This window comes from Caballeronia terrestris (assembly GCF_001544515.1).
GTDB classification, from domain to species: Bacteria; Pseudomonadota; Gammaproteobacteria; order Burkholderiales; family Burkholderiaceae; genus Caballeronia; species Caballeronia terrestris.
On the sequence record NZ_FCOL02000034.1, the window covers coordinates 15,487 to 30,204 of the forward strand.

Sequence of the window (14,718 nt, forward strand, 5' to 3'; positions counted from 1 at the left end):
TTCAGGAAATGATCCAGGAATTGAAGCGCTCCGTGACTTTCTGGCGGTTTGCTTCCCACCACTGCGGGCTTGGCAGGCGCATGTTGCGGATGTTGTCCGGCGCCGTTGGGAGAAGCGCGGCGCGCTCTTTCGCGATCGTTTCAAACGCCTTCTTGTTGGTCGGACCGTAAGCGAGCGTGCGCGTAAGCAGCGCCTGACGCTTGGCGTCCGCGCAGAAGCGCACGAATTGCTTGGCGGCGTCGGCGCGCGGCGTGCCCTTCGGAATGCCCCAGCCTTCGATGGAATACAAACCCTGATTCCATACAATGCTCACCGGCGCGCCACCGTCCTTCGCGGCTTGCGCGCGGCCGTTCCAAGTCGAGATCATGTCGACGTCGCCGCTTTGAATCGCCTGCATCGCCTGCGCGCCCGAGGTCCACCAGATATTGATATGCGGCTTGATCTTGTCGAGACTCGCGAACGCGCGGTCCACGTCGAGTGGATACAGGTTGTCGAGCGGCACGCCGTCGGCGAGCAGCGCCTGTTCGAGCGTGTCGAGCGGACTGCGGCGCAGGCATCGGCGGCCGGGAAATTTCTTCACGTCCCAGAAGTCCGCCCACGACTTCGGGCCGCTGTCCTTGAACTTGTCGGTGCGATACGCAAGCACTGTCGAATAAACATCGACGCCAAGCCAGTTGGGCGTGATCGCCTCGGGCATAACGTCGGGATAATCGCTTGCCTTGAGGCCGATGGGCTCGAGCAGTCCCTTCGATTCGAGATACGGAATGTCGGCGGACAGCGTGAGTGTGGTCACGTCCCAAATGTAGTTCTTCGTTTGCACCATCGCCGCGAATTGCGCGACCGGCTGCGATTCGCGCGCCACCGAGACGACGTTGATCCCCGTCGCTTTTTCGAACGGATCGTAGAACGCTTCGCGATACGCCGTCGTGTAAGGACCGCCGGGGTCCGAAACCACGATCTGCTTGTCTTGCGCACGCGCGGCGAGCGGCATCGCGCTAGCGACGGCGAGCGCGCCCGCGCCCTGCAGAATGCGGCGTCGCGCCGGGTTGAAGTCTAGCGTCATTGCTCAGGTCTCCCGCACTGGATTGAGATGCAAACCTCCCGACTCACTTCGCGCGCTTGGCGAAAAATTCTTCCATCATGCGCGCGGGCTCTCCGGAGTCGTACGCTTCGCGCTGAATGCGTGCGCCCGCTTCGATGCAATCGACGAAACCCGCCTCGGTCATTTCGGCGAAGCGCTGCTTGTCGAGGCGCATCGCGATGGGCGGTTTGGCCGCGAGTTCAGTGGCGATTTCGAGCGCCTTGTCGAACACCTTGTCTTCGTCAACGATGTGATGAATCAGCCCGATGCGATGGCACTCGTCCGCATTCATCAGACGGCCAGTGAGCGTCAGTTCGATGGTGCGCGACATCCCGAGCATCGAATTCATGATCCACGGGCCGGTGGTGCTGGGAATGCCCGCGTTGATTTCCGGCTGGCCCATGCGCACGCCCGGGTGCGCGACGCGAATATCGCCGAGCAGCGCTACCTGGAACGCCGAGCCCGCCGCCGTGCCGTTGAGGGCCATGATGAGAGGCTTCTTCAGACCGCGCAGCGCCGCGTAGTAGCGCTGCCATTCCTTGACCCAGACCACCGCACGGGCGCCGTCGAAATCGTGCGCTTCCGACAGATCCTGCCCCGCCGAAAACGCCCGGTTGCCCGCGCCCGTCATGATGATGGCGGCGACGCCCTCATCGTCGTTGAAGCGTTCGAGCGCCTCGATGATCGTCTCGCGCATCGGCGTGGTCCACGCGTTGAGCTTTTCAGGACGATTCAGCGTGATGACCGCGACGCGGCCGTGACTGGAAAACAGGACGTCTTCGTTCATTGTCTATCGTATGGTAATAGTGGATGGTGTATTGCAATATAGGCGCGTCAGAACTCAGGTGCAATCGGGTTTACGCGGAAGGGTAGAAGGCTTCAAGTGGTTGCAGGAGAACCAGAGATCAGCTTGGCAGTCAAGCAGACCAGAAGGGCAAGCAGGCGCAGCGGGCCGGGGCGGTCCGGCGCTGCAAAGGGCCAGTGTAGAATCGTCTTTCGCATTGCCGCCTGCGTCATGCAACGAAACACATCGACATGGAAGCGGAGAAGGGATGGACAAGCAAGGCTTCACTACAGGCATCGTTCACTGCGACAGAAACGCGGGCGTCGAACATGGCGGCTTGCGTCAGCCGATTCACACATCGGTCCAATATGGATTCGAGCGCGTGGAAGATCTGATCGGCGTGTTTCAGGGCACGAAGAAGGGCGGCTACAACTACGCGCGGCAAGGCACGCCGACTACGGCCGCACTCGAGCGCAAGCTCACGATGCTCGAGGAAGGCGCCGGCTCCATCTGCTTCAGCACGGGCATGGCCGCGATCACCGCCGTGTTCCTGACGCTTCTGCGCGCGGGTGATCATCTCGTCGCGAGCCGTTACGTATTCGGTAACACGAATAGTCTCTTCGGGACGCTGCGCGCGCTCGGCGTCGAAGTCACCAGGGTCGATGCCGGCGCGCGTGAGAACGTGGCCGATGCGATCAGGCCGAACACGCGCATGGTCTTCGTCGAAACAATCGCGAATCCGGGCACGCAGATTCCGGATTTGCTGCGCATCGGCGAGTTGTGCCATGAGCGCGGGCTCGCTTATGTCGTGGATAACACCATCACGTCGCCCGCACTGTTCAAGCCGAAGCAGGTGGACGCGAGTCTCGCGATCAATTCGCTGACCAAGACGATTGCGGGTCACGGCGCGGCGCTCGGCGGTGCGGTCACGGACACGGGGCTTTTCGACTGGAGCCAGTATCCGAACATCGCCGACGACTACCGGCGCGCGGGCCCCAGGGAACAAGGGCTTTTGCAGATTCGCAAGAAGGGGCTGCGCGATATGGGCGCGGCGTTGTCCTCGGAGCAGGCGCACCAGGTTGCGCTCGGGGCGGAGACGCTGGCGCTGCGCGTCGCGAAGTGCAGCGAGAATGCGCTTGCGCTCGCGCAGTATCTGGAGCGTCACGAGGCCATCGGCCACGTGTTCTATCCGGGGCTGGAAAGTCATCCGCAGCATGGCATCGCGAAGTCGCTGTTCAAGAGCGGGTCGTGGCTGCTGTCGTTCGAGTTGCGCGATCCGGCAAACATGCTCGACGTGATCAATGCGTTCAAGCTGCCGGTGAAAGCAACCGGCCTCGGCGATACACGCACGCTCATCATCCCCGTTGCGCCGACGATCTTCTTCGAAGCCGGTGCGCAAACGCGCAAGGAAATGGGCATCTCCGACGGCATGATCCGGCTGTCTGCGGGCATCGAGGAAATCGAGGATCTGATCGCGGATTTCGAACAGGCGCTGCGGCTTGCCTGAGCGCAAACCGGCGCGACGAAACGCAAGGGCCGCCCAACGGGGCGGCCTTTTTGTTCGCTTTGAAGCGGTCGATCAGCCGAACAGGCGCTCCACGCTTATCGTGATCGCGAGCCCGCCGCGATGAGCCACGCATAAAGAATCGCACCGGTCGCGATGGCGCGCGGGCCGGCTTCGCGAATCTGCGCAATACGCGTTTCTATGCCGAGCGCCGTCATGACCATGGTGAGCGCGAAGGTATCGAGCGTATTCAGCATTTTGTTCGCGGTATCCGGCAACGCGTGCAGCAAGTTGACGACGACGATCGCGAGAAAGCCCAGCGCGAACCACGGTACCGCGATCTTGCCTTTGCCGGCCTTCGATGCGTCGCCATTCGCGCCTGCGCGCCGGGCTAACCCAGAAGCCGACGACGAGCAGCACCGGCACAAGCAGCATCACGCGCGTCATCTTGACGATGGTCGCAATGCGTCGCTTCCGGGCTCACGTTGCTCGCCGCGCCGAGCACTTGCGCGACCTCGTGAATCGTTCCGCCGAGAAAAGCAGTGGAAAGTTCGGGCGCTTACCGGGCGCTTGGGTTCTGCTATCGATTATCTCGGCCACTATGGTTCCCGCCAAAATATTTGGTGGGAACCAAATTACCTTCATTCACCGCTTCCCGGAGAACGGCCGCGGTGAGTCGCGGTGAGGCGCTTACGCATCATCCTGGGAGTCCAGCTCGAAGATGACTGCTTGCCCCCCGATAGGAAGCTTTTTGCTGTTCAAGTCTTCAATTGCAAGCCGAACACCGTCCTCATCGACCTTGCCGATATGGGCGAGCTCGCCGGTTAAGGGCGAGACCTGGCCGATTTTGACCGTGGTGTCTGCTCGGGCAGCGGAGGTCGATACCATAAAAAAGGCGGCAGTGAGGACGTGAAGCGCGCGCATAGGTTTCATTAAGCATCGCCACAAGCAATCATGGAAACCACTGGAAGCGTCGCTCTGGCAGAGGTAGCCGCTCGAGCAACTCATCTCGACGTCGCGTGCACGCGTTGCAGCCGGCGTGGCCGGTACCGATTGGCACGGCTCGTCGAGCGGTTCGGCGGCGGTTACGCGATGACAGACCTGGGCGCGGAGCTGGCGAACTGCCCGAGCAGGAGCGCGACCGCGCACGGCGAACGCTGCGACGTGTACTTCCCCCTGTCTGCCGGCGATGTTGGATGGCGCCGATTAGTCGGTGATGTGCCCGACATGCCTTGCATTGTGGGTCGGGTCTGCTACAACGCAAGAGGTCTCCTCGCGCGCATCCTGGCGTGAGCATTGCCCGCCGGGTAAGCGCTGCGGGCTTTTCTTTTGCTAAGCCCGCACCTACTGACTAGTCGCCTCGTCGGCGGAAGGCAAAATTGCCGTCGCGGTCAGTGCACTTCTCCTTGGCGCTTCACACCCATCGGCGAAATAGAACTCTTCATCAACGAGGTAGCGATCGCCCGTGTTAGGTCGACGATTGGCACAGACCAGAGAAAGCGGGGACGGCGATATGCGCTGACGCAGTGCTAAGGCGGTGCAGTGGCACAATCGCGTTATGGTGACGGTGATGGCGAAGGGGAGGTGCGAGCAACGGCGTGACGCGACAGGGGCAGACGTCCGTTCGTGGGCCATGCCGCAAAGCCGACGGTCGGGTTAGATGCGATTGAGCTGGCCTTTTCCTATTTGCACCGGAGCCACCGAGACATGGATGACGCGGTTGATGCACTCAAAAGCCGATTCGCAGAGGCTCCGGATAGTGTTGTGTCAAATCGAAGGTACTTCCGATTTTCCATGCTTTAATTTCCGTCGTCTGGCCTCCATAATCGTTGCAGTCGATGTCCGGGTTGATGTAGCCGCTCGGCGTGTAGCCGCCGCCGGAGCGCAGTGTTACCGTCTCCCTAGGCTTGCTGCTCGCGACGTAGAGTGTGGCCTTTGGCCCCTTGCGGACGATGGCTGCGGGGCGGAGTGGCCCGAACGCCGACAGCAAAACGTACACCTCCCCTGAGCAGTTCGGACCCGAAAAGTATCCAGGGTTGCCATACCACTTCAGCGCCCTTACAGACTCGTCCGCGGGATTGCTGCGAACGACGCTCGCATATGCAAGCACGCCCTGTATGTTGAGAATGACGCCGCCCTGAGCGAGACGTTCATAGGGCGTGATGTACCCTCCGTAATCGAAGTACACGAGCTTTCCGACGACCCTGCCGTTGGCGTCCAAGAGCTTCGCGACTGGACGGTCGCTGTCATGGCGAGCGCTGTCTTCCTCATCGGCGGCTGCCGCTGGCCATGCTCCTAACAGTGCCGCCGACAGGACCAAAGAATTAACAAGTCGCTTATTCACCTTGCCTCCGCCTTGCGCGCTAATAAAGAAGCCTCACGGCATAGAGCTTATTCCCCGGAACCGTACCGATGAACCCGGGGCTCGCATACGTTCATGAAAGTTTGGTTTCAAGGTCCGATTCGCAGAGGCTCCGGATAATTTTGAGTTAAATCGAAAATACTTTCGACGGCCCATACTAGCCGTTGCGCTGGCCTATAAGAGGAGCAGTCGACCCCCGGCTCGCCCACCGAACTAATGAGCACTGCCTGCTGGCGGCTGCCGCTAGCGACGTAGAGCGTCACGGTCGACCCGTTGCGCACGGTGGCTGTCGGGCGGAGTACTCCGACGTCGGAGACAACATAGACCGTTCCTGAGCAGTTCGGACCCGCAAAGGCGGCATCTCCGCTAGACCATTTCAGGTCAGTTGCCGACTGCTCGAAGTAGCCGTTCCCGATACGAGTGATGCCCGCATACACGGGCGCGCCATGTATGTTGAGAACTACTCCGGGATACCCTTGAAAGTACACCATCTTGCCGACGAACTTGCCATTAGCGTCGAAAACCTTCGCGACGGGTCCGTCCCAACCATGGCGAGCGCCGCCGTTCTCATCGGCGGCGGTGGCCAAGCATGTCCCAAACAGGGCCGACAACAGAACCAAAGAATTGAGGATTCGGTTACTCACTTCACCTCCGCAGCGTGCGATATAGAGAAAGCCTCCACGGACAGAGCTTATTCCCGAAACGGACCGGTAGAAGTGCGGGGCCGTTCGTTGACCCAAGTCAAGCTGCGTGCGGAGATGCCGGACCGATGTTGCACGCAGGCGCTGGATAGGAGTGCGACTTCAGAATCCCACTCTCAAAGGCTCCGGGTAGCGTTGTGTCAAATCGATCGTACTTTCGACCGCCCATGCGCGCAATTCGCCGCCGTAGTTATCCCAGCAGTCGGTACCCCAAAGTCCCCCCGCCGAGATCGCCGTAATCCACTGCTGTCGCCCGCGGCTGGCGACGTACAACGTGGCTATCGCTCCGTTGCGCACGATGGCTGCCGGGCGGAGCGGTACCGCGGGGGGGACCGTACTAAGATAAGGCGTTCCTGAGCAGTTCGGACCCGTAAAGTGCGCAGCGTTGCCCGCCCATTCCATCTCAGTGGCGGACTTCTCCCCTTGATCTAGACGGATACGAGTGATGCCCGCATACACTGGTGTGCCATGTATGTTGAGAATGACTCCAGCCCCGGGGTCGCCAAAGACGTCGAAGTACTCCAACTCGCCAACGAACTTGCCATTCGCGTCGAAAAGCTTCGCGACTGGGTGGTCCCTGTCATGGCGAGCGCTGTCTTCTACGTCAGCGGCTGAAACCGACGATGTTCCCCACAGGGCCGACAACAGGACCAAAGCATTAAGTCGCTTATTCACATTGCCTCCGGTGCGTGCAAAATAGAAGCCGCCATCCTCGCGAAAGCGCCGCGCCGCTTCGCCTCCCTCATCTCTGCTTTACGAGCGCTCACTGCGCATCTTGGTGCCAGCGCAGGATCGGATGCGTGCCTCCCCCCGCGGGCATCACCCACGTGCCGGTCGGACTGAAGTCCCACGTCGGTCCGAAGCTCGCGGCCATGCTCATCTGCGCGGTCGTGAAGCCGTTCGCGGCGGGTAGCGCGTCGCCGCTGTACACGCTATTGGTTGCAGTGGTTGCCTGCACGTCCCAGAAGACATTGTCCGCGATGGTTCCGTCATTCGTAAAGGCTACACCGGCCTTCTGGTCGGGCGGCCCCAGTAGCGTGAGGCGCGTGGTAGCGAACGATTCGCTAATCGTGCCCGCGTTAAACGAGACCAGGCCGCTGGCGTACCAATACATTGTCGCGGCGCCGGCCGCATAGGACTGGGTGATCGATCCGTAGTTCGCGTCGACCAGGCCGGCGCCCGATGCATGCGATCCGCCGCTTACCAAGCCGCTCGCGAAAGACTGGACGATGCGGCCGTTATTGACGACGACGAGGCCTGCAAACGAGCCTTGGTCGTTGAGCGCGGCACTGCTCGACGAGCGCTCGATCGTCCCGTCGTTCTCCACGACGAGGCCGCCGGCGCGCCGGGTTGAACCGATGCTGCCCGACGCATGCGTGTTCGTGATGAGCCCTCGGTTTCGTAGCGCAATGATGCCGCCGCCGAGCCCCGCAAAGATCCCCGATGCGGTCATCGTCGCATTAACGCTCAGATTGCGCACGACGCCTGTCGTTCCGATCTCGCCGAACAGGCCCGTCGATTCCTGATATTGGTACAGATTGCCGATGGCGTGACCCATGCCGTCAAACTGTCCCGTGAACGTCGCAGTCGCTCCTCCGATTCTCTCAAATTGATTCGGCCATCCCCCTAAATCGAGATCCTTGCCGAGCGCGTATACCCCGGCGAGATTTTTCGTTACGTTCTCGAGACCCTCTTTAGAATTGACGAGCTGGTACGCGGTCGCCTGCGTGTTCAGGCCGCTGAACGGCGCGGGAGCCCACGACGGATTGCTCCTCACGGTGCCAGCGATGTAAGCGCCGTTCGTGTCATGGAGCGCCGCGACGACGCCGGTGCTGCGCGACCAGTCGATGGTGCCTCGATTCACGACGCTGGCGCCATTATCGATGCCGTTTGCGTCGGCTCGTAGTGTGAGGTTGCCCGCGCCGTTGTTAGCGACCGTTATAGTCCCGCCGATCGTCACATCGTGCTGTGCCTTGAGCGCAAGTGTTGCGTCGCCGTCCCAGCGCAGCGTCGAGTGGAGATTGATGTCGCCGCTCTTGCCGTAGGCGCCCGTCGTGTTCAGAGTGACCGACGTGCCGCTCGACAGGCTACGGGCGAGGATCGCCGCGGCCACCACTCCCACGTTGAACTCGGGCGCCGTCAGATTCCAGCGTGCCGCATCGATTACGGCGTCGTCGAGATGGAGCGTATAGCCGCTCGTCTCCACGACGCCGCCGTTGCCAACTGGATTCGATGCCACGACATGGGTGTGGACGTGCGCCGTACCACGGTCGGCCACGAGCCACACGTGACCATCGCGCGTGGCGGTGCCGGTCGCGCGCAGTTCGCCTTGATTACCGGCGAGCGCGAAAACATTGCCGTCGGCCGCATTGAGAGCGATCTGCGCGGCGCGGATCGTGCCCTTGTTCACCACATCGCCTCGAGTACCGGGTTCCACGAACACTTGGCTGCCGCTTGACGAATCCTTCAGCAACACCTGTGCGCCGGTGGCGAGTTCCGCCGTGCCCATGGGTGCCTGGATCGAGCCGACGTTTTCGGCCCTCTTGCTCGAGATCAGGAATACGTCGCCGCCGCTCGAACTGATCCTGCCAAGATTCACGACGACGGCATCGCTTGAACCGCTCAAGTTGAGCGAGCCGCCGTTCATGAAGGCGTCATTGCGCAGGTCGAGCGTGGAGGCAACGAAGCGGCCGCCGGTCGTCACAACGCCACGCGTTCCTATCAGCACGCCCTGGGGATTGACCAGGAAGAAGCTACCGGTGGCGTTCAGTCTTCCGTCAATGACCGAGCGATCAATGGCGGTCACCCGGCTCAGCGTTGCGCCGGCGCCGTTATTGACAATGACGCTGTTTCCATTGCCGATCGAAAAGCTGCGCCAGTCAATGACCGCGCGCGGCGTGCTTTGGGTGATGTTGAGCGCAGTGCCGTTCGACGAGATCGCACCGGCGCCTGCAACAAAATTTCCCCCGTTCGGGAGAGGGCCGGCGGCGAGCACACATGCTCCATGTGTGAGCATCCCGCATAACAATGCGGACCAGTATCGTTGGCGAGCGTGACGAAGGCCCAAGGTGAGGGGCGCTTGCTTGTGCATAGCTAAACTACGAGGCACAAAGTCCTGCATGACTCCTCCCGCAACAACCAATACTAACCAGCGTCAGTGTCCGGCGAAGGTCTAATGTAAGGATAGACGCTATTCGATCAACTTCAATGGCGTGGCGGAAGATCGACGCTGCAATGAATCACGGGCCGGGGCAAGCGCCAACACAGCGAGCGACTGGGTGAGCGGCGCGTTCCTTTCGATCCCTGAAGCTTGCTGTGCCTTGTCTTTCGCTCCGTTGTAGTTTTTATGCCTAAACCGGCCCAGGCGAAACGGACGGGCCTGCGCGAATACGGCATGCTGGCGGAACGTTATCTGCACGAGTTCGATTCAAGGTGGCTGGGGGCGGCTCGCCTGCCAGTAAGGCGTTGGTGAGTAGCGTTGACATTCAGTCGCTTGTGGATCTCGCCAACATTTTCGACGTGGTCTGGACGATGCGGCTTACCGGCGATTACCGAGGAAGCCATCGTGCGGCCTCACGGCTGCGGTACTTTTGCCGATCGTGCCGCTGGCACTGACGATGACGTCCGCAAAGGATCTGCTGGGGAGACTGTTCGAATTGTTGTCCAGGCGTTCGCCTTCCTTGCCCGTGCGCTATGGATGACCGTATTGGCCGACCTATGTTTTCGTCTGGAGTGGCAGGACTGCTCGACTCTGACGGCTCGACCGTCGGCAACGGGTCGAAAGTGACGTGGAGCGAGCGACGTTGTGAGCAAAACGATCGGTTGCGCTGTTCGCCGACGTCTGCGTACGGGCATTAGAACGTCCATTTACATCGGGTTCAGCCGATCAGTCACCGCCGTAATGGCAACGGTCAGCAGGCCTTGGACACTTAGCGTCCAACATGCAGCGGTTCAGGGAAGCGCGCTGTCAGGTCGAGCGACTCTCCGACTACCCACGCGGGAAAATCTCCCTGTTCCACGAAGTTTCCGCAGTCGTTTCCATAGTCCTGGGAGCGAATGCTGACGTACTGCGAATGTTCGTCCTTCGCCACATGCAAGACTGCCTTCGCCCCTTTGCGCTCGATGGCAGCTGGTCGCAAGGGTCCAAGCGCGTAAGGAATATAGGGCGTGCCAGTACAGTTCGCGCCGGAATAGGACGGGCTCACACCGCTCCATCGCAGTTTGCTCGCTGACTGAGAGCCGTCAGGCGCCTTCTCAAGCGCAAAGCTGACAAAAACCGGTGCACCTTTGACGTTCATGATGACGCCGCCGTCTGATACGGCTCCGCCCGGCGCGTCGATTACGATGCCCACCAGCTCATTGTTCACGTCATACAGTTTCGGGGTGTTGCCCTGTCGTTCGCCCGCATCCCATGCGTGAGCCAACGCTGCACCGCTCGCGGTAGCTAAAACCGCGACAGTCGTCAGCATCTGAAAGGTTCGCATGTTCTCCTCGCAATGGTTCGCGTGGTCGGAGGTTCATCGACCGATGCGCAGAGGTTCTGGAAAAAGTTGAGTTAAGTCGACGGTGCTTTCGACAGACCAGGCCTTTGAGACGTAGACCGGGGCGCCGGCATAACAAGATCCATAGCCACCTATGCTCGAACCCATAGTGACGGTTTGGGAAAGCGTATCCTTCGCGATATAGAGCGTCGCTGTGTTCCCCTTGCGCTCGATTGCGCTCGGACGGTATGGGCCCCCGTCGTAGTAGATGTACGGGGTACCCGTGCAATTTGGATTAGAGTAAGCGAGCTGCGGATACTGCCACACGAACTCGCTGTTGCTCAGCGCGTCGTTGGTTTGGTAGCCGCCTGCGCGCGAAAACCCGGCAAATACGAGAACGCCGCTGAAATTGAGCAGAACGCCGCCGTCGTAGTCGATCCCGCCGACGTAGATAACATCGCCGATAACAGTCCCGCGGGCGTCATATAGCCGAGCCTTGGGACTTACTTTCTCGTGCCTGCCTTGGAGAGCCCTCGAGCCTCCACCCTGATCGTTGCCATCATCCCACCGATCATGCGCCGAGACGAAGTTTGTAAAAGCAGCCAATGCGAGGAGCAAAGCGAACTTGGTCGCGAGAAAAAGTCGACGATTCACGTGACTTACTCCGATGTATGGTGAACGGCGCCTCCTAACCCGCCGAGGCGAGCACTCCGGTTAGAATCCGACGCGCAGTGGCTCAGGGTATTTGCTTGTCAGGTCAAAGGTGCGCTCAACGCGCCAAACGTCATTAGGCACGGCGTAGTTCCCGATGCAGGTTCCGCCCTCCGAATTGGAGACGAGGGTGCGATGCTCTTCGCGTCCTTCCACTGCAATAAGCAGCGTCACCTGTGAGCCCTGCCGCATTATCGAGACGGGCCGGAGGGGGGAGTTTATGTACCAGATGTAAGCGGTCCCAGTGCAGTTGGCGCCACCATAAAAGGGCTCGCTTCCACTCCACCGCATTTGCGTCGCGGACCGGGTAAATCCTCCATCGAGCGAGATCCGCTCGAAGCCGACATATACAAGAACGCCGTCGATATCGAGAACAACGCCCCCATCGTCGCTACTTGTTCTGCCAAGCGCAATGTCGCCTACGACAGTTCCTCGCGCATCGAAAAGCTTCGGTGTCGGCGCTCGTTCCCGCCACGGCCGATGCCAATTTTCGGTTCTGTCCGGGTCGCGTTGGACATCCCTACTATCTTGAGCATGACTAATAAGCGGTGTCGTCGCGACACTCGTAAGAAGCATCGTGAATGTGCAAAGCTTCTTAACCAACTGCTTATCCACGTTACCTCCGCTGTTTGCTCGCGTGAGTTATCCGGCGGATTTCATCTTATGCCCAACTTTTCAAATATCCAAGTTAAAGACGGTGCGACCTTGTCATTGATGGCTCTGCCGAGGAAGGTGCAAGCGGGGCGCGGTCGGTTTGGTCTGACCCGGCTATCCGCCTATCCTTCTTTTTCCAGATTCAGATCTGTGATCGCCGAAACTCGCGTCGACGAATAGTGGGTGTGGGCGCGCGACATGCGTTGAAGGAAGTTGCAGACGGCCTTAACGTGGGCGCAGCGCTTGGACATTATTAAGAGGTATGAACTAGAAGGGGCGTCATCTAGCGGCCGCTCGCAAAGCGACGGCGGAGCCATGGAGAAATTAGAACATGACCGAGCGCGAATCCGACGTGGGCTGAGCTCCACTTTATTCGCGCAATTTTCGCCCTCGAGCCGTGTGATTTTGTCAATTCGCAGCCCCTGCGGCCTCAACGGCTCTAAGGTCTGTCGAGGTTCGGCCCAGGTATTGGCGAGGGTGCGGTCCCCGCGAGAAAGCGCAAAAGCCGCTGTTCAGCCTCCATCACCTTGTGGCGAGGCGCGGTCGCCAATTGGGTGTCATGCAGCGCGAGCAGCGTTTCAAAAGCCGGAATTGTGTCTTTGGCCAGAATCCATTCGTCGGACCTGCTCGCAAGCTCGAGCGCTGCCTCGACAGCGTATTCTGCCTTCTTGTAGCATTCAACCGGTTCGTTGCCAAAACCCGCCTGCTGAAGAAACCAGGTGGTATAAGCGACGCGAATGAGTTCGTTGAACAGGTACTCGCTTCCATGCCCATCTCTGCATGCGGCAAGTGCAAGATGGGAAGACAAAGATCGCTCCCGCGCGGACGCCTGGTTCATCGGCAGAAGCATCGCCTTCGTGAGAGGTTGACGCGCAGAGGACCCACCCTTTCGGCTACGCTTCGAACCCATATGCCCTCTCGCCAGGCTCGCTCAAGCGTTCTACGACCCGCAAGCCCAATCGCATCGCTGACGATTTGTCACGTGTTGACAGCGTCCTTAAACGCCTTGCCCGCTGTGAACTTGACCGTTTTTGCCGCCGGGATCGTAAGAGCTTCGCCGGTCGACGGATTGCGCCCGCTCCGCTCTGCGCGAGCGCCGGTCGAAAATGATCCAAAGCCCATCAGTTGCACGGCCTCTCCTCGGGTAAGCGCCTGTGTTACCGATTCGAGGATGGCGTCGATGGCCAAGCTCGTGCTCGCCTTTGTGCCCCCGGTGGCGGCGACTACTGCTTCAATTATTTCCTGCCTGTTCATACTTCCATCCTAGAAAATCCGGTCGAGCCGTCACGCTACCGCATCTAGGCGCAATCGCGCAACCGACGCAGTGGAAGTTGCTACACGGGAGAGAAATGAAGCTGAGAGCCAATAGGCGAAAACGGCGACAGCGAGCGCGGGAACCATGCGATTGTTTGAGGCCCCGGGGGGAGGTGGCGACGTTGGGGCATCGACACGCACGGCAAACGGGTGACGCCGGCTCGAGATGCGTCGAAAATTTCGAGCCCAATGGCTGCCGAGCTCGACCGGGCGTCATTCGCGGCTTTAGTTTCTCGTGAAATCGGCGGGGGTCGGCCGCCGTTAGCTCCAAGCGTTCGCGAGCAGCTTTCGTTGTGCGACTGCCGTCGCGGAAGATTCTCAGGGTCTTGTGTCATCCGCATTGGGCGTGAGCCAAAAATGCATCTCAAGTGCCGCGCTCGCCATCACGCATTCAACGGAACGCGATCTGTGCCTCAGGACGAACCCGACGCCATGCAGATCGACAACAATCCCAAGTTCGAGTTCGAGTGTTTCCATGTGAGTTCAACGCATTGGAAAGTCTGAAAAGATTCTGACAGAGGCAAGGCGCTTTCAGGACCGCTGTACTGGCTTCACGCGACGACTATTCCTCGTACATTGGCCGAGCAAGACCGACTTCCCGGCAGGCATGTCGGCTTGTGATTAGTCTCTCAACCTCGTGGCCCGCATTGCTCCTAGCGATCTTCCTATATCTCAAAAACTTCCTTGCATTCATCTGAAGGTTGTGCTTTTATACAGTGTAAGGTCAACAAATCGCTTCCGGCATTTCACAAATGATGTCGAACGTGGAATATTGACGTTGAAACGTAGCAAGCCGCTGTTGTCCGTGGCATTAATTCCGTCTTCGCCGAAACCGCGCAACGACGGAAAAAGAATGCTCACGCTGACCAAAAAAGAGTTGACGGTCCTCGACCAAGCTCAGCCGGATTACGAAATTCATTTGATCGAGACTGAGCGCGGCCGCAGCCGTTGGTGGCTCATGAAGATCAAGCTACCGACGCATGACATGGTGTATGACGTCGTGACCGCGCTTGGAAAAATCAAGCTGTGGAAACGCCTGGATATCGCCGTCGATTTTATTAAAGAAAGTTGTCCGCGCACTCAAACCGTTTGCATCGTTTTTTCCAAGAGAAACGAATAAACCTGA

The 14,718-nt window shown here is 59.8% G+C and carries 13 protein-coding genes and 1 pseudogene; 2 read left to right on the forward strand and 12 right to left on the reverse strand.

What is annotated here, in order from left to right; all coding sequences use genetic code 11:
- Position 1: 1 nt before the first annotated feature.
- Positions 2-1,063, reverse strand: coding sequence for an ABC transporter substrate-binding protein (locus AWB67_RS23470; protein WP_087658623.1), 1,062 nt, complete (start codon positions 1,061-1,063; stop codon positions 2-4).
- A 43-nt stretch (positions 1,064-1,106) separates the two neighbouring features.
- Positions 1,107-1,868: an enoyl-CoA hydratase/isomerase family protein gene (locus AWB67_RS23475; protein WP_087658624.1), complete on the reverse strand. Its 762-nt coding sequence runs from the start codon at positions 1,866-1,868 to the stop codon at positions 1,107-1,109.
- A gap of 265 nt (positions 1,869-2,133) precedes the next feature.
- Here AWB67_RS23475 and AWB67_RS23480 point away from each other — a divergent pair, with 265 nt between their 5' ends.
- On the forward strand, positions 2,134-3,372 hold the full coding sequence (locus AWB67_RS23480) for a cystathionine gamma-synthase family protein (protein ID WP_087658625.1): 1,239 nt from the start codon (positions 2,134-2,136) through the stop codon (positions 3,370-3,372).
- 72 nt (positions 3,373-3,444) lie between these two features.
- Here AWB67_RS23480 and AWB67_RS23485 read toward each other — a convergent pair.
- The 10 genes and pseudogenes from AWB67_RS23485 to AWB67_RS23540 all read right to left on the reverse strand — a co-directional run.
- Positions 3,445-3,907 (reverse strand): annotated as a pseudogene (locus tag AWB67_RS23485) (putative sulfate exporter family transporter); the annotation flags it as partial.
- A gap of 152 nt (positions 3,908-4,059) precedes the next feature.
- A complete protein-coding gene (locus AWB67_RS23490) occupies positions 4,060-4,302 on the reverse strand; it encodes a hypothetical protein (RefSeq protein ID WP_235025273.1) in 243 nt (80 codons plus the stop codon).
- A 796-nt stretch (positions 4,303-5,098) separates the two neighbouring features.
- Positions 5,099-5,590 carry a hypothetical protein gene (locus tag AWB67_RS23500; protein ID WP_125477648.1) on the reverse strand — a complete coding sequence of 164 codons (492 nt, stop codon included), beginning with the start codon at positions 5,588-5,590 and terminating at the stop codon, positions 5,099-5,101.
- 230 nt (positions 5,591-5,820) lie between these two features.
- Positions 5,821-6,375, reverse strand: coding sequence for a hypothetical protein (locus tag AWB67_RS23505; protein WP_125477649.1), 555 nt, complete (start codon positions 6,373-6,375; stop codon positions 5,821-5,823).
- A 159-nt stretch (positions 6,376-6,534) separates the two neighbouring features.
- Complete coding sequence (locus AWB67_RS41940; RefSeq protein ID WP_087658628.1) at positions 6,535-7,107, reverse strand: hypothetical protein; 573 nt, start codon at positions 7,105-7,107, stop codon at positions 6,535-6,537.
- A gap of 88 nt (positions 7,108-7,195) precedes the next feature.
- Positions 7,196-9,427, reverse strand: coding sequence for a two-partner secretion domain-containing protein (locus AWB67_RS23515; RefSeq protein WP_235025274.1), 2,232 nt, complete (start codon positions 9,425-9,427; stop codon positions 7,196-7,198).
- 934 nt (positions 9,428-10,361) lie between these two features.
- The gene (locus tag AWB67_RS23520; RefSeq protein ID WP_087658630.1) at positions 10,362-10,916 is read right to left on the reverse strand and encodes a hypothetical protein; all 555 of its coding nucleotides are present in this window, start codon (positions 10,914-10,916) and stop codon (positions 10,362-10,364) included.
- A 33-nt stretch (positions 10,917-10,949) separates the two neighbouring features.
- Positions 10,950-11,567 (reverse strand): hypothetical protein, encoded by a 618-nt coding sequence (locus tag AWB67_RS23525; RefSeq protein WP_087658631.1) that lies wholly within the window; start codon positions 11,565-11,567, stop codon positions 10,950-10,952.
- A gap of 1,150 nt (positions 11,568-12,717) precedes the next feature.
- Positions 12,718-13,116 carry a hypothetical protein gene (locus AWB67_RS23535; RefSeq protein ID WP_087658659.1) on the reverse strand — a complete coding sequence of 133 codons (399 nt, stop codon included), beginning with the start codon at positions 13,114-13,116 and terminating at the stop codon, positions 12,718-12,720.
- Between the two features lie 140 nt (positions 13,117-13,256).
- Positions 13,257-13,532: an HU family DNA-binding protein gene (locus AWB67_RS23540; protein ID WP_087658633.1), complete on the reverse strand. Its 276-nt coding sequence runs from the start codon at positions 13,530-13,532 to the stop codon at positions 13,257-13,259.
- Between the two features lie 838 nt (positions 13,533-14,370).
- Here AWB67_RS23540 and AWB67_RS23545 point away from each other — a divergent pair.
- The gene (locus AWB67_RS23545) at positions 14,371-14,712 is read left to right on the forward strand and encodes a hypothetical protein (protein WP_200822288.1); all 342 of its coding nucleotides are present in this window, start codon (positions 14,371-14,373) and stop codon (positions 14,710-14,712) included.
- Positions 14,713-14,718: the final 6 nt, after the last annotated feature.